This window comes from Paenibacillus radicibacter (genome assembly GCF_024721995.1).
Classification (GTDB): domain Bacteria; phylum Bacillota; class Bacilli; order Paenibacillales; family NBRC-103111; genus Paenibacillus_AM; species Paenibacillus_AM radicibacter.
Window position 1 is genome coordinate 263,572 of record NZ_JANQBC010000004.1, and the last position, 21,557, is coordinate 285,128.

Consider the following 21,557-nt stretch of genomic DNA (forward strand, 5'->3'; position numbering starts at 1 on the left):
ACAGCCGTTTATAAAAAATTTTTTTAATAGTAAATAACAAAAAAACGACTTCAACACCAAGTTAAGGACTAGGCGAAGAAACCGTTTCTTTTCTTACTATCGATTAAACGTAAAATCAGCCGTATGCGCGATCTCAATCTGCTGATCATCATACACTTTGACTTGAACCGTCCAAGGGCTTACTGAATTGCTCATACTAGGTGGCACAGCCGCTGTTAATGTATTCATATCCTTCCACGTTGTCACTAACTTCTCACCGTTTACCATAACAGCACTTCCAATACCGAAACCCTGTCCTTTGACCGTTAGTGTTCGATTCTCGATTGATGCCTGCTCAACTTTAAAGTTCGTATACCCTAATACATAAGGCTGCGTGAGCGGCAAGATTTCAGCTAACATTTGCTCCTGAAGCTGCTTATAATGCGCCATCGCCACCCCATCAATAGGGATACTCGCATTTGCATCATCCGGTGGAACAATTGGCATCCGTTTGGACAAATCGAGCAAGAAGTCTGTATATGGCGTCCCCTTAATGCCCGCATGCTCCAGCAAAGTCGGCAGTAAGAACGACGCATTCATTTTCCAATCTTGCTTATTCATCGGCAAGAAGTTGTCCCACATCACGAACGGTGTACTGTACATCTTCCACCATTCTTCGGGATCATTGTCTTTCAAGTAACCTGCCTCACGATAAACCTTATAATCTTTTTCCAAGGACGGTTGATGATCCCCGAAGAATAGAATGATCGTCGGTTCATCGGACGCTGCATAATGTGCGACTAATTCCTGCAAGGCATGATCTGCACCTGACAGCCCCTGTGCCAATGTCTCGACTATACCGGCTGAACCGCCTGGCATTTCACTTTTGACCTTAATCGTATTGGACTTGAACTTACCCGGATAGTAATGATAGTGATTCTCCATCGTGTTCGCAAATATAAAATCAGGCTCGCTCGTTGCAGTCGTCTTATCGATAATCTGCTTCACCACAGCTCGATCAGAAATATAAGGCCCTGTAAAATCACGCGGGAAAAATTCTTGGCTAATAAACTGCGAGAAGCCCAGACGATTGTAAACCTCGCTGCTATTGAAAATATAATGCGTCGCAGGACTAATCGCCGTCGATGTATAACCTTGTTTATTCAAAATCGTCGCAAGCGACTCAATCGGATGTGTTACATTCTTCTCGTAAGCAATGTTCCATTTATTCAAGAAGCGAATCGAGTTGCCCGTCAGCACCTCAAACTCTACATTCGCGGTTCCGCCTCCATGCATCGGTGAAAGCATCCATCCGCCAGGGAACTTCTCACGTAAGGAACGGAAGAATGGAATTGGATCTTGGCTAAACTCCACATTTAATAGAGTTGGATCCCAGAACGCTTCGCTTAATAGCACGATAACATTTGGCTTTTTCGCCGATTCTACTTTTGTCGTGAGTTGATCTTCTGAAATTTCGGCTACAGCTGGCTTTGCATCGTCCATGCGTCTAACATCAGACACAAGCGCCATCAAGAAACAGACAGCAAACACCGCTACAAGTCCGACAGCCCGCCAAATCTTTTTACGTATATGAAATTGCAACATAAATTACCCTCTCTTGGTAAACGATTCATCAACTTTCATCTTCCCTATTCTAGCAGAGGATAGGTGCATTTTGTTGGATTAGCAAAAAAAGGTGTGGCATGCCTCTACCCCTGTACACTCAAATCCTTCCCTACTCCGCGTCTTCCGCTGATGAACCACGCTAGACCTAGCATCACTAAGATCGCCGCTGAAATCCAGTACGTCATACTGATCCCGATAAAATGTTCGGATACATAGCCAAGGAGCGGTCCCATTGAGGCACCAACGTCTGCCATCATCACGTAAAGTGTCATAATAAACGCCCGTGTAGCCCCTACCGTAATATCTGATGCCAATGCATCCATAATCGTAGATAACAAATTTGCGACTATTAATAAGATAAGAATGTTGAGCAACCACAAGCCATAAGGAATCTCCGTGTTCGTTATGGCGATTAACAGTGCAGCAAGCCCTAACAAACCGATTAATAAGCGCCTACGTCCCCACTTCCGATCAGACAATCGTCCAAACCATGGAGACAAGAAGGAACCAAGCCCCCACCTAACTGCTTGCAAAGCACCTGCAACCGTAGCCGATCCGATCACAATCTCGTAGAAGGTAATGTTCACCTGATGACGCATCTCGATCAAGTGGCTTAACGTAGCTGTCAGCATCCCTTCCAAACACATTGCCACTAAAAATACCGTTAATAAGGTTCCTTGCAGCATCGGTATTTTCATAATTTCACGTTTGGCAATCGGCTCTCCCTTCGATTCTTGATGTCCTTTCACATGTGGAACAAATATGTACACAGCAGGTAAAGTTATTAGCGCAAGTAGTCCAAAGATCGATGCAACCACCTGAATACCGAACATCTCCACACCGATACTTCCTACGAGCATCCCGACTAAGCTGCCAAGACGATAAAGCCCATTATATGTACCCATAAAGTGTCCACGATTACTACTATCTGAATTTTCTAAAATCATAAAATATGCGCCTAGTCTTAAAAAGGACCACGCAATTCCCCACACACAGCGCAGCAACAACCACAAATAAAATCCTTCCACCCAGCCATACAAGAACGTTGTCACTGCGGCAATACAGACTGCAATCAGTACACCACTTCGAATACTTAACTTCTGATACAACCAACCAATGACAGGTCCAAGCGGCAGACGAATGAATCGATTCGCAGACAACAAGATTCCGACCTCGATCAAAGAAATGAGTCCAACATCCTTCCAATGAATCGGCAGCACCACATACAACATCGAATCCCCAAACAAAGAAATAGCTGTAATTAATGCAAGTACAACGATTGATCTCATGTCATGACTTCCTTTCGCCAAACCAACATTTGACTCGTCAAATATTCAGTACTAGTATACAAGTATCTGAGTAAAAAGGGAGTATTTATTTTGACAGATCATCATTCATCTGAAGAACGAATTATACCCAATCGAAATTCCTTGCAAGCAGATTGTGAGCAATGCTTTGGTTTATGCTGTACGGCACTACCTTTTGCGGCTTCTGTTGATTTTGCCATAGACAAGCCAGCAGGAACGCCCTGTTCGAACTTACAAGACAACTTCCGCTGTGGCGTACATACGAAGTTAAGACAGATCGGATTTCGCGGCTGTACGGTGTATGACTGCTTCGGGGCCGGACAAAAGCTTTCGCAGATTACATTTAAAGAGAAGAACTGGCGAACCAATCCTGACTCTGCACAGCTCATGTTCGAAGTGTTCCCCACCATGTGGCAGCTTCATGAGCTGATCTGGTATGTAACAGAAGCATCATCGCTTGCGGCGACTCGATCTATTCATAAGGACTTGAAACAGATACTTGAAGAAACCATTACTCTGTCTGACCTTCCGCCTGAGCAGCTGAAAGAAGTGAGCATCTCTGTACAGCGTGCACATGTGAATGTTCTCCTGCTTCAAGTTAGTGAACTCGTGCGTAAGGAAGCGCAAGACAAGCACAAGGCACCTGCTAAACATGGCAAGAAGATCGGGCGCGGTGCCGATCTGATGGGAGCTAATCTGAAAGGTGCTGACCTGCGTGGTGCAAATTTACGTGGTGCTTACCTAATCGCTGCTGATCTGCGAAATGCCGATCTTCGCATGGCGGATCTTATCGGGGCAGATTTCCGTGATACCGATCTTCGAGGCGCAGATCTTTCCACGAGCATTTTTTTAACCCAATCTCAAATCAATGCAGCTAAAGGTGACACCCACACTAAACTACCGCCCGCGCTCACCCGCCCTTCGTATTGGTCGTAATGGAGTAATTTCCACCGTTACTCCTCTTTACTTATCCATAGTTGTTCTAATCCAATTGCCAACATGGTACCGACAAGTAGTCCATTACTGCAAATGTATCGAAGTGTGGAGGGAAGACTCTGAAATACATTTGCAGGCAAGAACATGATTCCTATGCTCACTAACAACGTTATCCCGACTATCGTCAATCGGCGGTGGTCCAGCTTCTCCCGCAAGATAGACTGAAAGGCAATCCCTACAATCTGCACAAAAGTAGCAAGCAGTGCGCTACTTGCAATCGGACCTGGAAGTAACGCTAACTTATTCACGACTGACGGTATGAGCGCGATACCCGATAATAATAGACTGGCAATAAGGAAGGGATGAATTCGCTTTTGCCCCGTAATCTGCATAAAACCCGCCGAAGCTGGTAGTGGAACGACCCCTATCGTCGAGAATAGAGCGGCAATCATATGCGATATCCCGCCTGTCCATATTCCTCGGCTTAATGCCGATCTTTCATCTTGCGATGAAGCTGGAACAACTTGTCTAACTGCAGCAATCGCCGCAATTGTGTTCGATACTAATAAGAACGTGAATAACAGGGACGTAATTACGATCCCAATATCGAATCGAGGCGCGCCCCAAGCAAATAGTTGGGGAAATTGCAGAACGAAAGTTGCAGTTGATGATGTTGGTGCTATTTTGCCCAATATCGCAAACAATCCCCAGCCTAAGCTGATGCCAATCAATACAGCATAACTTCTTATCCAGCCGCGTCCTTTAATGGAGAGCGCAATCACAAGTCCACAGATAAAGAAGGATATAAGTCCAGCTGCAAAATCCGGTTCAGCCTGTGCTCCCTGTACGCCAAGCATGCCTTTTAATAAAACACCGCTCAGTTGTAAGGCAAGGATCAACAGAAACAAACCCGCAACTAGCGGTGTAAATAAAAATTGCAGACGATAAACAAGCTTAGTTGCCCCTAGTAGGAAGAGGAATAGACCTGCAACGATCAAACCCCCTTCTAAAATTTGCAAGGTATGCATTTGATCTTGCCCTTGCATCATAGCCAAATTACCCAATATCACAAAAATGCTTACCCAAGAACCCGCTGGCCCATCTGCAATCGGATATTTATGCCCGAACAAGCCCTGAATAAACGAACTGATTCCAACAACGAAGAATGTCCGCTGCATGAGGGTTGTAATTTGTTCAAATGACAATTGAAAAATACCGCCAATGACAATAGGAAGAGCCACTGCATTAGCTAACAAGAATATAAACCACTGCACCGTGCTGAAACTATCGATAATACGCTTGTTCTCCATATCAACTCCCCTTTCTGATTATGAATATCACGATCTATACGGAAAAAGAAAGCCACCTTTTGATGAACAATCATTAAAAGGTTGCCTTCTTATTCACTCAATCTACTATGAATTCCAAATTCCCCTTAATCAATTACCATTTACGGTATGGCAAGAACTTGCCATTCATCGTTAAGATGATGCGATCACCGTTAGGATCTTCTTGCTTTTGTACATCGAACTGGAAATCAATTGCGCTCATGATCCCTTCGCCAAGCTTCTCCAGAACAAGTTCACGAATCGATGGACCGTATACAAGCAACATTTCATATAGACGATACAGACCTGGATCTGTAGGCGGCATTTCAATCACATCGCCACGATGTGGAATTTGTGTGAGTGCTTGTACAACTTTTTCGTCAAGTTCAAGCAATTTGCCCATTTTATCTGCTTCATCACGAGTCATTGTCGCTTGTCCTAACAAAGCCGTTACAACCCAGCTCTCCGAATGTTCGCTTTCCTTCGCAATTTCAGCCCAAGTTAATCCTTTTGCAAATTTAGCTTCCAGTATCTGTTGTGTCGCTTCTTTTCTGTTCATATTTCATTGCCCCTTTTGGTTTAGTATAATGAATATCGCTTATTGCTTTACGTGACCTGGTACTTGTTCATATCCATTGACAATCAGATCGAGCTTGCCTGTGTCCGGCGCAATCGCAAGACCATGTATAGCAACTTCTTTAGGAATGAGCGGATGATTACGCACAAGTTCAATGTTCCCTTTAATCGAATCCACGACATTCGTAAATCCGAACAACCATTTATGAAGATCGATACCAGCGTATTCAAGAGAAGATAGAATTTCTGGTGTCGCAACTCCGCGATCCATTATTTTTTGAAGTGTTCCTTCTGGATTGCTTTGACTCATCCCACAATTGTGGTGACCGATGATATAAATTTCTTCCGCATTTAATTCGTAGACAGCCGTTACGATACTACGCATGATGCTTCCAAACGCATGCGTAATTGTTCCACCTGCCGTTTTGATGATTTTCGCATCACCGTTATGAATATTTAGCGCTCTAGGCAAAAGCTCAATCAGCCTTGCGTCCATACACGTTACGACAACCATGCGTTTTTTGGGGAATTTCGTTCCCTCATAGGGGAGGTATTCCTTGTCTTCTACAAACTGATCATTAAACTCCAAAATTTCTTGTAATAGCATTGTTGATGCCTCCTTTGAAGTGTTGTAGTATCCTGTTTCAGTAGCGAAGTACTAGCGAATCAGGTTATAAACTAAGTATAGAGATCCCGACCTAAAAGCAGAATAAGTTGGCGAAACGCTTTATGCGCGTTTGCTTTCATCATGAAAGGATTGATATTTATCTTTGATCAAATCGACTTTGAGATACTCGCTTTACTGAAAGAGAACGCCAGAATTCAATGGAAGGACATTGGCGAAAAGATACATATGACAGGTCAAGCCGTCGGAAATCGCATTAGGCGGTTAGAAGATATGGGGATTATTGAGCAATATACAATCGTTACGAATAAAGCGAAGTTAGGCTTGTCTATCACAGCCTTTATTACACTGTTTGTGGAATCAGCTAATCATCCTTTATTCCAAAAATTCGTGATGGCGGAGGCTGCCATTACCGAGGTACATCGGATTAGTGGTGAAGGATGTTATGTGTTAACCGGACATTTTGCTTCGAATGAGGAGCTTGAGGCATTCTTGGCTCAACTGTTAAGCCACGGCAATTATCGAGTGAATTTGTCTATCGGAAAAATTAAATCTTAATTCGAACACAAAAAAAATAGGCCAATCGATTTACGATGCGGCCTATACCTTCTTTCCTATTCTTCTTTCTCCTTACTTGGAAAAGCAACTTTGCGCGCAAGCGTATTGATGACATCTTCCTTCAAGAATGGAGCGATTGGCATCAAAGAGCGCATACCACCCACTTCAAATGCTTTGACAGCAAGTTCATTGATCACATCTTTACTAACGAAAGGTGCAAGTGCAACGATTGAATGAATGCCTTCGGCATCAAAGTTTTTCACAGCTAGCTCATTAATGACCTCCTCACTCATGAAAGGTGCTAGTGGACCAAGCATTTTAAGCCCTCCACCTACATACGCCTTCCGAGCGAGCTCATCTAACACATCACTGCTAATGAAAGGTGCTAGTGGACCAAGCATCTTAAGCTCTCCACCTTCATACGCTTTCCGAGCGAGCTCATCTAACACATCACTGCTAATGAATGGTGCCATTGGGATCAAGTCCTTCAAGGAGAAGTTATCCTTAATCTGATTAAATACATCATCAGCCTGTGTTGTGTTAAGTAGTGGTGCAACGGTTGAGATTTCCTCAATCGTCACATCGTTATTTTGCAGAAATTCTGCGGTATCATATTGAATGACTTTTTTAATAAGTTGAGACTCTTTACCCTCATCTAATATCTCATCAATACTGACTTCGAAAATCTCAGCAAGCACCGGAAGCTTCGAAATATCCGGCATCGTCTCGCCCCGCTCCCAATTGCTAATCGCTTGATAGCTGATGCCAAGATGATCTGCTAAACCCATTTGCGTAATATTCTTTTGCTTTCTAAGTCTTGCGATATTTTTACCGATCTTCTCCATACTGAACATGTGAATCACTCCTCATATTTTATTTAATAATGTTCATGTAGCGATTTTGTTCCATCTGAACCCATTCGTGAACCACTGGATAATCCTTGCTTCTTTGCTCTGCAACATCTATATAGGTGTGTTTGAATATCCCTTTGAACCGCGCTAATTTTTCAACAAGCTTCTCCATGCTGAACATGTGAGCGTCACTCCCTTTATTTGATGCTCTGAGTGTATCGCGTTCGCTCACAGAATTGTATCAACTGGTTCTTGAGTCGCTTTTCCCCTTTACATATAATGATTTCGGCTATGATTCATTTCGTTTAATACTAATTTTAACCCTTTCTCAATCTGTGCTTGAGTTACAGTCGATACATTGATTAATACAATCTTCTCCTTATACGTTCCTTCTAGATAATTGCGATCAATGGACTCAAGCACGACATTCTGTTCTTGTAAACGACGCAGTAGTAAGCTCACATTGACATGCTTGGGTAGCAATAAATGTGTATGCATACAGACTGATTTGGCAGGACGATCCGGATACAAGGTTTGATGCAACAGCTGTGAACGCTGAATATACGGAAGACGTATTTTATCTCGATGTCGCTCGAACATGCCGCTCTTTAAGTAAATCTCAAGCGCTGCTTGAGAGATCATGGAGCTATCTATATCTGTTATGGACTTGTAGGTTTGAAAAAGATCGACTAACGACTCCGGAAGCACAGCGACACCTACGCGTAGACCTGGGAAAATGATCTTCGAGAAGCTTTTTAAATAAATAACACGTTCATTCTGGTCGTAAGCAAAGATGGGGTCGGCCTTCGCATCCTGCTCATAATCGGATAAGTGATCATCTTCCACTATATATACATCATATTTCGTTGCTAAACGTATAATGGCTTCCTTCTGTTCTCTAGAATAAGAAGTACCTAGTGGATTGTGAAAACGGGGCATCGTGTAGAAGAACTTAATCTGATTCGTCGCAAATATCCGCTCCAGCTCCTGAAGATTAATCCCCTGTGCCGTACGCTGAATCCCAATTGCAGGTAACTTTAACACTTTCACTAAGCGCATAAAGATATGATAGCAAGGCTGCTCAACTAACACTTGAGTTCGCCCATTTGGAAAAGGAAGCTGGGTTAATATCGAGATTGCCTGCTGAACACCTGAGGTAATAATGATGTTATTTAATCCTGTAAACACTTGATATTGCTGCAATTGCTTGTGCATGACTTTAATGAGGGAAGGTAGACCTTTGGGTGTACCATAGACGAACAAATCTTTCTGATACGTATCAATCGCCTTATTGATGCAGTGTTGAAAGTCCACATACGGGAAGTTATGCCAGTCTGGAGAGGCTGAAGCAAAGTTGATTACTTCCGGCTCGGTATCTTCCAGTGATCCATAACCCTTTTTCACAACATAATAACCGCTCTTCGGTACTACATAGACCAGATGCTTTTTCTCTAAGTCCGCTAATGCTCGGATGATCGTGCTCTTACTGCATGCATATTGCTCAGCTAAATCTCGAATAGAGGGCAGCTTTTCCCCATCTTTAATTCGTCCCTCTTGAATCATCGTCTCCAAATCATTAAGCAATACCGCATACTTATACATCGCAAACCCTCATTTCTGTACCGATACAGATCGTCTTTATTCGTATTGTATGAAAATTCCACTAACTCTACAATAAGTTTATCGAAAGTAAATGGCCAAGGGGGAACTACCAATGACAGATCAATCCAAAGGTTATATTGCTGCTTTAACAGGAACACTGTTAATCGCGTTTTCATTCTTATTCGTCAAAATTGCATTAAGCTCTGCAAGTCCATTAGACACTTTAGCACACCGCTTCACCATTACATTCTTAGGTGCAACCTTACTTCTCGTTCATAAGAAATTTCGTTTCCGCGTATCCGGCAAAGACATCTTACGTATCCTGCCGCTTGCGGTCTTATATCCAACGATGTTCTTCGCTTTTCAAGCATTCGGACTCATGTATACGACCTCATCAGAAGCAGGCATTATTCATGCCACCGTACCTATCTTTACACTCGTTCTTGCAACCATTTTCCTTAAAGAACGCACAACTATCTTGCAGCGCATATTCACTGTCTTCTCTGTCACAGGTGTTGTCTACATCTTCATGATGAGCGGTCTAAACGTGGCTAACTACAGCATGACAGGGGTCATCTTTATCCTGATCTCCGCGATCACGAACTCGATGTATTCCGTTCTCTCTCGTAAGCTAGTTAAGAACTACAGCCCATTCCAGCTCACCTATGTCATTACAGCTCTAGGCTTTATCACATTTAACGTGATTTCGATCTCCGATCACCTCATACATCCAGAAGCAGCAGGATACTTGGCACCATTAATGAATTCGGATTATCTCTTCGCTATATTGTACCTGGGTATTTTCTCATCGTTGTTCTCCGCCTTCTTATCCACCTACTCAGTATCCAAGATTGAAGCTACGAAGATGAGTGTATTCGGTAATCTAGGAACTTTAATTACGATCATTGCAGGGGTGTTGATACTGAACGAATCTCTACAAATTCACCATTTCATCGGTGCTGTGATTATTCTAATCGGTGTTATTGGAACTAATTTCTCTAAAGCGAAGAAAGCGAAGATTACAACTCCACAAGAACCGTCCATTCTTCCTGTCAAAATAGCTCGGTAAACCGAGCACAAACCAAAGGAGGCGTTCGCATCAAGCGAGCGCCTCTTTTTTTAAGCAAATAACTTGAGATACAGCAGCTTACCCTCACCTGGATAATAGTACTCAGGCAAATGGCTCATAAACTTAAATCCGTTGCGCTCGAACATCTTCCTTGCACTTTCGTATTCTGGTAGGTCACAAGTAAATGTCTCGATATATCGCCCTTGGCGTGACTGACAGAACTGGAACATCGCATCGAGCAGCTTATAGCCTAATTTCCGATGCCGATACGCCTTATGAACGCCGAAATATTCAAAGCGATAACCACCGCTGCGATGTTCATTTTCCACGAAAATAATAGCGGAGACGATTCTACCCTCATCTTCCTCAAACCAGCAGAACACATGCTGCTCCTGCAAGCTTCGAATCGGCAGCCATCTTAATTGTTCAATTTCCCCTGGGGTGAAATTCTGATCATCGAAGCAATCTTTACCGAGTAGGAAATCAGATACTCGACCCGCTTCTGTCCCGCTTGTCACAGGTCTAACTTCTAGGTACGAATGTCCACGCTCCTTGTTTGCGAATCCCATCATACGTTCTCTCCCCTTATATGACTAAGATATACGAAGTGCATGATTCCTCTCGGCAATAGCGCCTTGTTGATAATAGCGATCACTTTCGAAGAAATAGAGCTTAGCTGCAAGGTCATAGCGGTTCTTCTTTAAAACAGCTACAAAGCCCTCGCGCGCGTCATAGAAACGACCATTACGGAATGCTTCCACTTCCTCTTCAAACTACTTCCGAGTCTCATCTTTCAACTTGCGAACATGTTCTAGATCGCCTTCATACCAGTCATATAGTTCTATCGGTTCGTGATCCACATCCATCTGGATAAACCCGAGCTTAGGATACTGTCCCAATCTCGTATGGTGTAATGCCTGCATCGTATCTTCCGTAAGCAAGACACTAACCCCAAGCTTCGCCGACAATCGCTCCAGATCAAGCGTTAGCTGCACATGATTCGATACAACGCTGCCTTCCATCCGCTGCTCTTCCCCAATAATACCGAGCATCACATCACCAGAGTGAATCGCAATCCCTATATCAATTGGCTCAAGTCCTTGACGCTCTCGCTCAACATTAAACTGCTCCAGCATCGTCCGCAGTTTCAAAGCCGCTTTAAGCGATGCGCTGGTTTCATTCGGGAACATGGTGAGCATGCCCGGTCCCAAGTAACGACTCGTAAAACCGCCGTATTCACGAATAATCGGTCCGAACTGCTTGAGGAACGCATTAATGAACTCAAAGTTCTGCTCCGTCGTCAGTCTTGCTGACATCTCACTAAACTTCCGCATGTTACATACCATGATCGTCATGCTGCGATTCTGCTGTTCGCCGAGTATAATCTGCATCATATTCGTCGTACCCAGTACGTTTAAGAACTGCTGGGGTACGAATCGGAAGTAAGAATTACTCAGCTTCGTCATTTCATGAATGTACTGCTTAATGGAATTCGCCATCATATTGAATCGATCACCGAGTTCTTCAACTTCGTCTCTCGTTTGAATATCCACCTTCACATCCCATTCGCCGCTTGCGATCAAGTTCACATTACGGCGAAGCTTGCGAATAGAAGATAAGATGTACACCGTCATGAACGTAATGACAACGAATAATGCGATTGCGATCCATTCGAATATTTTGAAAATACCAACCAGTAAGTTCATGCTGCTGCGCTTAACGCCGATCATGTCCTTACCTGTTTCATAAATACCAATGATCTCGCCTTTGGCATTATACAAGGGACCCATCGCAAACATCCACTGCCCCTTGGCATCTTCCCATTCTCCGACGACGATCTCACCACGCTCAACAACTTTCTTGTTGTCCTCACTTGCCGGAAATGGCTTAAACATCGACACACTGTCATCATCATCCATCACAATGTACAGATTGCCACCGATATAACGATAGATCGTCGTGTAAAGTCCGTCACGATCTTCTCCTGCATGGGAGAACACTTCACTCACCCGAGTCTTAATAGCCGTATATTCATTACTTCGATAGTCAGTCGGTGAATTCAGCTTCTCAAGCTGCGTACCATCTACCAAATATTTCTATTACCTGCTAAGATCTTCAGCTTCTTGTTCGTATCGCTCCTAAGTTCAGCCGAGAAGGAAGAATACACGGAGAACGACAACACCACCATAGATAAGAAGACGACAGGTAAAATAATGCCAAGCTGCTTCATCAGCAAGAATACTTTACGCTTTAAGAGATCGTTATAGATGAAGTAAATCAAATAAATGATGAATATCGCTGCTATCACGATTAGAACCCAATAGCCAATCCGTTTACTCATCTCCAAACTCGTATATTGATAGGAATCTTGAATCTTCGTGATAGCCCCACTAGAATCAAGCTCAATCAGTTGATCCGATGCCACAAGGATTGTACGACCATTACCGCTTGTGCTGAAGTGAAGTATTGATACTCGATTAGAAAATACACTGCGGGCATGAGCGTCATAATCCCAATGACCGTAAGTAGAAATGGTGAGCGAAGCGTCTGCTTCACATAATACCAAGAGAATACGGGTTCGCTGATATCCTGCTCTTGAACCGTATGAAATGTTAATGGCAATAAATATTGCTTAATCGCATTTTTAAAATTTGAAAATCCGAGCAATAAGAAGCATGCCCCAAATACAGAGAGCGACTCTGGACCAAGATGCGGCGCAAGCACATTCGAGATCACCCCCGCAATAATTCCACCTGTAATCGCAGATAAGACGAAGACTGGCATTAAGCGCTTCGCCTGTTGGGTCGGACATAAGTCAAATGCCGTACTCCACATGAGCAAGGTCTGCTGTCGTACAACAAAGTTAGAGGTCAAGAATAGAACGATATAGAACCCGATCCATTCGATGCCTGCATACCGGAATAGCAAGAGTACAGCGCCATTAACAAGGCCAATAGTAATGAAGCAGCCAGCGACGATTCAGAAATCGACGACTGGCTGCTTTCATATTAATTATTTAACCGCCTGACAAAGAATGAAAGACGTGTACTTGACCGTACGTTTCTTGAAGCTCATCAATCACATGTGCGAGTTTAGTTGCGTAATGATCCTCTTCTTGCCACAGTAAAACACCTGTATAAGTGCCACTATGTGCAGTAACAACTCCTAATGCCTCACATTGTTTCGCTACTTCTAACAAATGACACAGTGCTTGAACTTCTCGGCGTGACTGATTCATAATCACACTGCGTGTAACGACTTCACCAATGGTTCGGACATCCTGCTCTTGCAGAGCCATTTTTAAACGATATAACAGTTCAGTGTACTCTTCTTTCTCCTCTGTGGTAAACGGTTTGCGCTCTTGATTATACGTAATCGTGTCTACCTCGCCTCCCTCATCAATCGCCACAACCGTGAATCGAGGAATCGAACCGAATATTTCCCCGATTTCAACTTTACGATGATAGAAGAAGACAACGCCTGGATACATGACCCCATCTGTTGGTTCAATTTCACATAGGAATTGTTGCAGGATCGGAAGCGGAATATCAATGCCATAAGCAGACGCGACAGCACGCGCTGTTGCCACAAGATCAGCCGAAGAACTTGCTAACCCCTTACCGACTGGCAGATCACTCTTAATCGTAAGTGTTCCACCCGGGGGCAACCCATAGTGTTTCAATAATCGCTCTGCAAGCAGCACTGATTTATTCTTGAATGCAGGGGTGACTTTTATTTCTTTGGATGAATCGGGATATAGAATGACCTGTGCATGCCGATCAATTGGAAAAGTAACTAGAAAATCAAGGTCATTATCTACATGCATGCCTTGCAGCAACTCACCAAATGTTCCAAATGCAGTTCCAATCCCAATACTTCCTTGAACCGCTGTACTTGACTTCGATTGCTCTTGAAGCATAGATGACCTCCTCTATGAATGAATATGAATTCAAAATGAATCAAGATTGAAGTAACGGTTCTTTTGCCAATAATAAAGGCCGAATTACATTCGCTAGCTGCTCTGCATGCTCGGGCCCAGCAATTGTGTTGTGATCCCCTGCTACATGAAACACCTGGAGATTACCTGTTGTACGGACACTCCACTCATCTGGGTTCACAAGTGCGTGCTGATGCTTCGAGATTTCCTGAACTCGAAATAGTTGCAGATTAGACTTTATCGGTTCACGGTACCGGTAGTCTGTCGTCGCTTTCCCACATGCTACAAGAACACGAATTTTCCTGTGTAACGAATCAATCGTCATCCCTTGTGGCCAATCTCCACGATCCTTGGACTGTTGTAGAATAAGGGCTAGACCTGCCTCCATCTCCATATGAGCAAAAGGTGCTGGATCTAAATCAAATAAAGTTGCAAAGTAGATCATCGCATCGCGCTTAGTAAACTCTTCCCGCTCCTCTCCTAGGCGATCGAGTGGCTGTACATCGAACAGACCGAGAAGATCGACTTGTTCACCCAACGCTTCGAATTGACGCGCCATCTCATAAGCGACTGTCCCTCCGAATGACCATCCTATGAGTCGATATGGACCATCCGGAATTTCACGACGCACTTGTTCGACATATAGCTCAACCATTGCCTCGATAGAAGTTAGTGGCTGCACATCTGATTCATAACCTACAGCTTGCAAACCATAAATCGTCTCTTGTGAGCCAAGCGCCTTCACCACATGTACATAAGGCAGAATTCCCCCACCTTGTGGGTGAATGAGTATGAGTGGTGGATGTGTGCCGTCACCTTGTTGTAAGCGCAATAAACATAACTGATCATCTGCAATATCTTCTTGCATGTAGGCGCATAGCTTCGCAATGGTTGGCTTCTGGAATAGCGTCACAAGTGGGAGTTCGACACCCAAGCGTTCACGAATGACATTAAGCAGCATTAACGCCTTTAAGGAATGACCTCCACTCTCGAAAAAATTATCATGAATTCCGATTGGCTTCGCTTGTAACACTTCTGCCCATATTTGCACCATGCGGTATTCTTTAAGATCACGAGGCGGAGAATAGTGCTCTAAGTTTATTGGAAGATCCATCGTAAGCAATTGATTACGATCCACCTTCCCATTTGAGGTAAGCGGCATGTCATCCAACACGAGGAATGCGGATGGCACCATGTATTCCGGCAATTGAGCTAAACAATAATCACGCAGCTCGCCCTTCACTACCTGCATATTTGATTCCAATACGATATACGAAACAAGCCGCTTCTCCACTCCGTCACCTTGTGGAATAACTACCGCTTTATGAATAGCAGGATGCTGATGTAAGCGTGCTTCAATCTCCCCGAGTTCGATCCGGTACCCACGCACTTTCACCTGATCGTCGATTCGCCCATAATATTGTAAGTTGCCGTCGGCTAAATAACAGCAAATATCACCGGTCTTATACAAACGGTCATTCTCTTCCCTTGAAAAAGGATTCGGCACGAATCGCTCTGCCGTCAATTGCTCACGATTGTGATAGCCCCTCGCCACACCTAAACCACCAATATAAAGCTCACCTGCTACCCCAATTGGAACAGGTTGCATGTATGAATCAAGAACATATAACTGTGTATTACCAATCGGACGACCGATTAAGACTGGACCTTCCTTGATCTGGGCAGCATGATATACACAGCAGCCAACAACCGTTTCGGTTGGTCCATACTCATTAATAAGCTTCGTCTCTGGTGCTGCTTGCTGCCAGAAGGCGATATTCTCACCTAATAAAGCTTCACCACCAATGACGACTGTACGTACGCGACCTACCAGCTCCTCAGGCGCTAACTGCTGATTTAACAGGTGTAAATGAGCAGGTGTAATTTTCAATAGACTGAGGTTATCATACTGACGTAAAGCTTGACTTACCTGCTCAATCTCTTTTCCTTCATGTAATAAAACAACGCGTCCACCCGTCATCAGTGGGGTAAATAAACTTGTAATGGTTGCATCAAAAGACAAGGAAGAAGAAACGATTGAACCGATACCTTGCTCCACTTCATATGCCCCCACAGCCCACTGCAGATAGTTGCTCATTCCACGATGGGTGATCATCACCCCTTTAGGCTTGCCGGTTGAGCCTGAAGTATAGATCATATAAGCCATATCACCCTCTATGGTGTCTCGCTGTGGTGGACAATCGGAACAAGTTGTAATTTGCAGCCAATCCCGATCTAGACAATACGTCACCGCCTCATGGGAGGGTAATTGAGCAAGCAATCGCTCTTGCGTTAACAATACTGCTACTTGCGAATCGGACAGCAGGTAAGTAAGGCGCTCGCGTGGGTAGGAAGGATCGATCGGCACATAAGCACCGCCTGCTTTGAGTACACCAAGTAGTCCAACCATTAACTCTGGTGCACGCTCCATACATAGACCTACAAATACATCGGGGCCGACACCTTGACCACGTAAGAAATGCGCGAGTCGCTCCGACTGTTCATCCAATTGGCGATAGCTTAACTTCATCTCGTCCATCTCAACTGCTATGGCATCCGGCACTTGCTTCGCTTTCACTTGAAACAAGCGATGCACGAGCTCACCTGAATATGCAATACTTGTATCGTTCCACACTTCAAGTAATTGATGGCGCTCAGATTTACTCAATAGGTTAGGTTGATTAATAATTTGTGTTGGTTGTTCCAACAAGCTATCTAGCAACACCATAAAGTGGTTCATCCAGCGCTCCATCGTCGATGTCTCATACAAGTCGCTTCGATACTGTACGACGAAATCAAGTCCTGCCTCTGTCTCTATACCAACAAAGGTTAAGTCAAAGCTTGTCATATGCAAGTCCACTGGAAGTGGACAAAATTGAACTTCTCCTGCCTCAATTGACTGTGCAGGCAAGTGGTTCAATTGGAACATGACAGAGAATAAGGGTGAGCGACTGGTGTCCCGATCTGGATTTATTTTTTCGACCATTTGATCGAATGGATATTCATGGTGGGTATAGGCATCTAGTGCAGTTTTCTTACAATGCGCAATGACCTCTTGGAAAGTAAGATTAGCGTGTAAATCAAGTCGCAATGGCAGTGTATTGACGAAAAATCCAATCAATCCCTCTAGCTCCATATGATCACGACCTGCTTCTGGAGTACCAATGACAATATCCTCTTGCCCACTCATCCGAGAGAGGAATACACCGACTACTGACAGTAAGATCATGAACAATGTTGCATCTTGTTCTTGCGCCAGCAGCTTAATACGTTCCAAGCGATGCTGGTCGATATGCCGAGTCACTTCTCCCGCAGCGAACAATTGCACGGATGGACGGGGATGATCTGTAGGCAGATCAAGAATTGGCAAGTTGTCTTGTAATTGTGTGAGCCAATAGCGCTCCGCCTCGATTAACTCCCCTTGCGCTAAGCGATTATTTTGCCAGCTAGAGTAGTCTTTGTACTGAATCGATAAAGGTTGAAGCGATGGCTCTGAACCTTTACTGTACGATTCATACATAGCAGCAAGCTCAGGTATGAGCACCTGCCAAGACCAATAATCGCCAATGATATGATGCATATACATCCATAACACATGCCGATCCGCAGCCATTTTGTATACCCGTATTTGATAAAGTGGCCCTTCGTTCAAATTGAATCGCAACTGAGCTCCATGGTGTTCAGCTTGTGTGAGATGCTCCTGTTGTATAGCTTCATTTTCATCAGATAGATCAATGAACGTGCATACGCCTGACGGTATTGCCCCAACACGTTGAACAGGCTGACCCTCTATAACCGTGAAGGTTGTTCGCAGCGCCTCATGTCGCTCCAGAAGCCTCATTACTGCATACTCAAAAGCTTCTTTATGCAGATTACCTTTCATCTCAATTGCGACTTGCATATTGTAAGAACGATTCTCGGGTTCGATACAATCCAGCAAGTAAAGCCGCTGTTGGGCGTGTGACATCGGATAATAATCGGAATCTGCTAGCTTTGGAATGAGCACAGCAGTTTGATGGATTCCTGATACATCTGCAGCGTCGAATATCATGGCAAGTTCACGAATGGTCTGGTGGTCGAACAAATCTTTGAGCGCAAGCTCGATTCCAAGCTGCTGTTTGATTCTCGAACGAATCTGAATCGTGCGCATCGAATGACCGCCAAGATCGAAGAAATTGTCATCAATACCAATTGGCAGAACACCTAACACCTCTGACCAAATCGTCGCCAAAGCCTGCTCCCATTCATTGCGAGGTGCGATATACTGAGATGCCAGCTCGGATTGTTCTGGTTGTGGCAGTGCTTTGCGATCTATTTTGCCATTTCGGTTGAGCGGCATGGCTTCTAGAATCATCAAATGTTCAGGTACCATATATTCGGGCAAATACGTTTGTAAGAATTGACGTATAATTGATACTTCTATCTGCTCACTCAATACCACATACGCTAAGATACGATTATTACCTAAGTTATCTTGATTAATGAGTGCCACACTTTGCCGTACTTGTGGATGTTTGAGCAGAATCGACTCAATCTCACCGAGTTCAATTCGATAACCCCGCACTTTCACTTGGAAATCCACACGGGAATCGAACACCAGACGTCCATCTGGTAAGAAATGGGCTAAATCGCCTGTCTTGTACATCCGTTCTTTTTCATTGCAAAAAGGATTATGAAGATACACTTTACTTGTGCGCTCTTCATCATTCAAATAACCACGTCCTACACCAACTCCCGCAATGAACACCTCACCTACGACACCCACTGGCACTTGGCGCAACCAATGATCCAACAAATAATGTTTCATATTCGGAATCGTTGTACCAAGTACAACTTGTGGATTCGCATTTAGCGGATAATCATAGGAAATCACCTCATGCAGTGTGTCATCCGAACATTCCGTCGCCCCATATGTATTCACAACTTTAACGTGTGGATGCTCTTCTAGCCATTTACGGCATAAAGTTACAGGTAGTCCTTCACCCGTTGAGATCATGAACGCTAGATCAGGCAGGCTGCGCTCTTCAGGTGTAAGGCAAGCTGTCGTCTGCAAGATCATCTCGATCATCGAAGGTACCATCTCCAGTACCGTAACACGGTCTACCTGTACCGAGCGAAATAGTGCTTCCGGGTCAGTAGCTTTCTCATTGTCATAGATAGCAACAACCCCACCTGTCATTAACGGGGCAAGGAATTGCCATACGGAAATGTCAAAGCTATGTGAAGCATTCTGTGCTACAACACTATTCTCGCTAAGTCCAAGCAAGTTAATTTTGGCATAAAGATGGTTCAGCATACCGATATGCTCCACCATCGCTCCCTTCGGTTGCCCCGTTGAACCTGATGTAAAGAACACATTCGCCAAATCGCTGTCATTATTCACGAACGTTGGATTACATTCACTGTACCCGATAATCGATAATAGATCCTCACAACTTCCATCACTTTGGTCCAAGGAAAATACGAGTGGTGAAGGAGTAAGCTTCTGAGCTAACTGCTGACTTCGTGCTCGTAAGTGTGCTTCCGTCAGAATAACTTTTGCCTGACTGCTATCGATAATACCAAGCAATCGCTCATCAGGATGAGCGGAATCAAGTGGAACATACCCACCACCTGCCTTGAGTACAGCAACGATTCCTACTAACATCCCAATTCCACGCTCACTTAGAACAGCAGCGAGATCGTTACGACCAAATCCCTGCTCACGCAGCCAATGTGCAAGTCGATTCGCCTGCTCGTTCAGCGCTTGATACGTCAGGGATACCCCATTACAGATAACCGCAACTTGATTCGGACGTTTCTCCACCTGCTGCTCAATCACTTGATGGGCTAATCGATTGAGCGGTGGTGAAATCAACTTACTTTGGTTAAAATCAACAACGATAAGCTGTCGCTCTGCTCTAGATAGCAAGTTCAGTTCACATAATTTCGCTTCGGGCTGTTGAACGATACTTTCAAGCAGCGTCACGAAATGCTGTTGCATACGATTCAAAGTCTGAACGGAATCTCCTCTTTCTGACTGTAGCAGTTCAATCTCCCAGTTCGTACCAACCGTCACCGTTACTTTTATCAACTCTTGGCTATATTTACTTTGATAATGAGGCGAGCGCGTTATTCCTTCATGCATATGTCGCACCATTACTTGGCTATCAAAGAGAACCGTATCTTTTGCTAAGCCAGCATACGTACATATCGTCTCAACGGGTATACCATCAAAGGTTTGTAGTTGATTCCATTTACCCTGTACAGCCGTTAATAATTCATCAATAGACTGTTCAGACTTAAGCTTCATATGAAGCGGCAGGGCATGAGCAAGTGGTCCAATGATGTGCTCTGCGCCACTTAAATTCGAAGGACGCCCAGATACAACGGCACCACAAATTACATGATCCTCCCTGCTATACACTTGGAGCAATAATAACCATCCTGCTAATGCTAAGCTTTCATACGACACCTGATATCGATCCGCCACTTGTTCTAACATTCGAGACAGAGTTGATGATAGAACGGTTCGAGACCAAAGCCCATTAATTTGGTACTCTAGTCGTCCCTCCAGTGCTTGCAGCATCGGCAGCGGTTCATAATTCGCAAGCTCTTCCTTCCAATATTGCTTGGCAGGTAAGCCGTCCACACTTGCTTGATAAGAGATATAATCAGCAAACGAACGTCGCTCAGATACATAATGTACACCTTCAGCTCTCTGCAACCACTCGGATACAACACGATCTCGACTGTTATCATCCATGCATAACGGATGGTGCGTCCATAACAGCACGACTCGATCTGCATCTAGAATGAATAAGGCGGCGCGTACAAGCGGCTCTTCTTGAATCGCGATGGGATTAAGATGTCGCTTGGATATCTCTTGTAAGCAGACTTGATACTCCTCTTCGCTCTTCCCTTGCAAATCGTGTACGTCAATGGGGTTCGGGAATTGTTTGAGCTGCACCTGTACCGTACGATTCTTGGTTGTTCGATAAACAGTACGAAGTGCCGCATGCGCATGTACCGTCTCCTCCCACGCCTGCAATAGACGCGCGAGGGAAGTAACTTGATTCCATTCATAAGTCACTTGGGTAAGAGTATCCACCGATAACAACGCTTTTTGCAAATGAGATAGTTCTATGACCTGTTCGACGTTCTCTTTGGACAAGTAATTCACT

Annotated in this window: 19 protein-coding genes; 4 read left to right on the forward strand and 15 right to left on the reverse strand. The window is 44.2% G+C overall.

The window, feature by feature from the left end:
* Positions 1-96 precede the first annotated feature (96 nt).
* Complete coding sequence (locus NV379_RS11340; RefSeq protein WP_258207423.1) at positions 97-1,584, reverse strand: sulfatase-like hydrolase/transferase; 1,488 nt, start codon at positions 1,582-1,584, stop codon at positions 97-99.
* A gap of 104 nt (positions 1,585-1,688) precedes the next feature.
* Positions 1,689-2,894: an MFS transporter gene (locus NV379_RS11345; protein ID WP_258207424.1), complete on the reverse strand. Its 1,206-nt coding sequence runs from the start codon at positions 2,892-2,894 to the stop codon at positions 1,689-1,691.
* Between the two features lie 90 nt (positions 2,895-2,984).
* Between NV379_RS11345 and NV379_RS11350 the strand changes: the two genes are divergently transcribed.
* Positions 2,985-3,848 (forward strand): pentapeptide repeat-containing protein, encoded by an 864-nt coding sequence (locus NV379_RS11350; protein ID WP_258207425.1) that lies wholly within the window; start codon positions 2,985-2,987, stop codon positions 3,846-3,848.
* A gap of 17 nt (positions 3,849-3,865) precedes the next feature.
* On the opposite strand, the gene NV379_RS11355 is transcribed toward NV379_RS11350, so the two are convergent.
* The 3 genes from NV379_RS11355 to NV379_RS11365 all read right to left on the reverse strand — a co-directional run bounded on the left by NV379_RS11355 (position 3,866) and on the right by NV379_RS11365 (position 6,359).
* Positions 3,866-5,158, reverse strand: a complete 1,293-nt coding sequence (locus NV379_RS11355) for a purine/pyrimidine permease (protein WP_258207426.1) — start codon at positions 5,156-5,158, stop codon at positions 3,866-3,868.
* Positions 5,159-5,291: 133 nt separating this feature from the next.
* Positions 5,292-5,735 (reverse strand): cyanase, encoded by a 444-nt coding sequence (gene cynS, locus NV379_RS11360; protein WP_258207427.1) that lies wholly within the window; start codon positions 5,733-5,735, stop codon positions 5,292-5,294.
* Positions 5,736-5,774: 39 nt separating this feature from the next.
* Entirely contained in the window at positions 5,775-6,359 is a 585-nt protein-coding gene (locus tag NV379_RS11365) for a beta-class carbonic anhydrase (RefSeq protein WP_258207428.1), read from the reverse strand.
* Positions 6,360-6,500: 141 nt separating this feature from the next.
* Between NV379_RS11365 and NV379_RS11370 the strand changes: the two genes are divergently transcribed.
* A complete protein-coding gene (locus tag NV379_RS11370) occupies positions 6,501-6,935 on the forward strand; it encodes an Lrp/AsnC family transcriptional regulator (RefSeq protein ID WP_258207429.1) in 435 nt (144 codons plus the stop codon).
* 56 nt (positions 6,936-6,991) lie between these two features.
* Here the strand turns inward: NV379_RS11370 and NV379_RS11375 are convergent, their stop codons facing one another.
* The 3 genes from NV379_RS11375 to NV379_RS11385 all read right to left on the reverse strand — a co-directional run bounded on the left by NV379_RS11375 (position 6,992) and on the right by NV379_RS11385 (position 9,388).
* A complete protein-coding gene (locus tag NV379_RS11375) occupies positions 6,992-7,789 on the reverse strand; it encodes a helix-turn-helix domain-containing protein (protein ID WP_258207430.1) in 798 nt (265 codons plus the stop codon).
* Between the two features lie 19 nt (positions 7,790-7,808).
* On the reverse strand, positions 7,809-7,967 hold the full coding sequence (locus tag NV379_RS11380; protein ID WP_258207431.1) for a hypothetical protein: 159 nt from the start codon (positions 7,965-7,967) through the stop codon (positions 7,809-7,811).
* Between the two features lie 89 nt (positions 7,968-8,056).
* Entirely contained in the window at positions 8,057-9,388 is a 1,332-nt protein-coding gene (locus tag NV379_RS11385; RefSeq protein ID WP_258207432.1) for an aminotransferase-like domain-containing protein, read from the reverse strand.
* A 112-nt stretch (positions 9,389-9,500) separates the two neighbouring features.
* Between NV379_RS11385 and NV379_RS11390 the strand changes: the two genes are divergently transcribed.
* Positions 9,501-10,457, forward strand: coding sequence for a DMT family transporter (locus tag NV379_RS11390; RefSeq protein ID WP_258207433.1), 957 nt, complete (start codon positions 9,501-9,503; stop codon positions 10,455-10,457).
* Positions 10,458-10,507: 50 nt separating this feature from the next.
* On the opposite strand, the gene NV379_RS11395 is transcribed toward NV379_RS11390, so the two are convergent.
* Genes NV379_RS11395 through NV379_RS11415 form a run of 5 tightly spaced genes read right to left on the reverse strand, consistent with a single transcriptional unit; the run spans position 10,508 to position 13,331 of the window.
* Complete coding sequence (locus NV379_RS11395) at positions 10,508-11,029, reverse strand: GNAT family N-acetyltransferase (protein WP_258207434.1); 522 nt, start codon at positions 11,027-11,029, stop codon at positions 10,508-10,510.
* 21 nt (positions 11,030-11,050) lie between these two features.
* Positions 11,051-11,218 (reverse strand): hypothetical protein, encoded by a 168-nt coding sequence (locus NV379_RS11400; protein WP_258207435.1) that lies wholly within the window; start codon positions 11,216-11,218, stop codon positions 11,051-11,053.
* Between the two features lie 12 nt (positions 11,219-11,230).
* Positions 11,231-12,547, reverse strand: coding sequence for an adenylate/guanylate cyclase domain-containing protein (locus NV379_RS11405; protein ID WP_258207436.1), 1,317 nt, complete (start codon positions 12,545-12,547; stop codon positions 11,231-11,233).
* Entirely contained in the window at positions 12,541-12,882 is a 342-nt protein-coding gene (locus tag NV379_RS11410) for a hypothetical protein (protein ID WP_258207437.1), read from the reverse strand. Before NV379_RS11410 ends, NV379_RS11405 begins: the two co-directional genes overlap by 7 nt.
* Positions 12,864-13,331, reverse strand: a complete 468-nt coding sequence (locus tag NV379_RS11415) for a hypothetical protein (protein ID WP_258207438.1) — start codon at positions 13,329-13,331, stop codon at positions 12,864-12,866. Before NV379_RS11415 ends, NV379_RS11410 begins: the two co-directional genes overlap by 19 nt.
* Positions 13,332-13,362: 31 nt before the next feature.
* Here NV379_RS11415 and NV379_RS11420 point away from each other — a divergent pair, with 31 nt between their 5' ends.
* The gene (locus NV379_RS11420; protein ID WP_258207439.1) at positions 13,363-13,485 is read left to right on the forward strand and encodes a hypothetical protein; all 123 of its coding nucleotides are present in this window, start codon (positions 13,363-13,365) and stop codon (positions 13,483-13,485) included.
* On the opposite strand, the gene NV379_RS11425 is transcribed toward NV379_RS11420, so the two are convergent.
* Positions 13,474-14,376, reverse strand: a complete 903-nt coding sequence (locus tag NV379_RS11425; protein ID WP_258207440.1) for a GHMP family kinase ATP-binding protein — start codon at positions 14,374-14,376, stop codon at positions 13,474-13,476. The genes NV379_RS11420 and NV379_RS11425 overlap by 12 nt on opposite strands.
* A gap of 40 nt (positions 14,377-14,416) precedes the next feature.
* The gene (locus tag NV379_RS11430) at positions 14,417-21,556 is read right to left on the reverse strand and encodes a non-ribosomal peptide synthetase (RefSeq protein ID WP_258207441.1); all 7,140 of its coding nucleotides are present in this window, start codon (positions 21,554-21,556) and stop codon (positions 14,417-14,419) included.
* Position 21,557: the final 1 nt, after the last annotated feature.

Coding starts and splice junctions, on each gene's coding strand:
- NV379_RS11340 (WP_258207423.1), bottom strand. CDS start 1,584: ATGTTGCAATTTCATATACGTAAAAAGATTTGGCGGGCTGTCGGACTT.
- NV379_RS11395 (WP_258207434.1), bottom strand. CDS start 11,029: ATGATGGGATTCGCAAACAAGGAGCGTGGACATTCGTACCTAGAAGTT.
- NV379_RS11355 (WP_258207426.1), bottom strand. CDS start 5,158: ATGGAGAACAAGCGTATTATCGATAGTTTCAGCACGGTGCAGTGGTTT.
- NV379_RS11370 (WP_258207429.1), top strand. CDS start 6,501: ATGAAAGGATTGATATTTATCTTTGATCAAATCGACTTTGAGATACTC.
- NV379_RS11385 (WP_258207432.1), bottom strand. CDS start 9,388: ATGTATAAGTATGCGGTATTGCTTAATGATTTGGAGACGATGATTCAA.
- NV379_RS11380 (WP_258207431.1), bottom strand. CDS start 7,967: ATGTTCAGCATGGAGAAGCTTGTTGAAAAATTAGCGCGGTTCAAAGGG.
- NV379_RS11390 (WP_258207433.1), top strand. CDS start 9,501: ATGACAGATCAATCCAAAGGTTATATTGCTGCTTTAACAGGAACACTG.
- NV379_RS11425 (WP_258207440.1), bottom strand. CDS start 14,376: ATGCTTCAAGAGCAATCGAAGTCAAGTACAGCGGTTCAAGGAAGTATT.
- NV379_RS11345 (WP_258207424.1), bottom strand. CDS start 2,894: ATGAGATCAATCGTTGTACTTGCATTAATTACAGCTATTTCTTTGTTT.
- NV379_RS11365 (WP_258207428.1), bottom strand. CDS start 6,359: ATGCTATTACAAGAAATTTTGGAGTTTAATGATCAGTTTGTAGAAGAC.
- cynS (WP_258207427.1), bottom strand. CDS start 5,735: ATGAACAGAAAAGAAGCGACACAACAGATACTGGAAGCTAAATTTGCA.
- NV379_RS11375 (WP_258207430.1), bottom strand. CDS start 7,789: ATGTTCAGTATGGAGAAGATCGGTAAAAATATCGCAAGACTTAGAAAG.
- NV379_RS11420 (WP_258207439.1), top strand. CDS start 13,363: ATGCCTGCATACCGGAATAGCAAGAGTACAGCGCCATTAACAAGGCCA.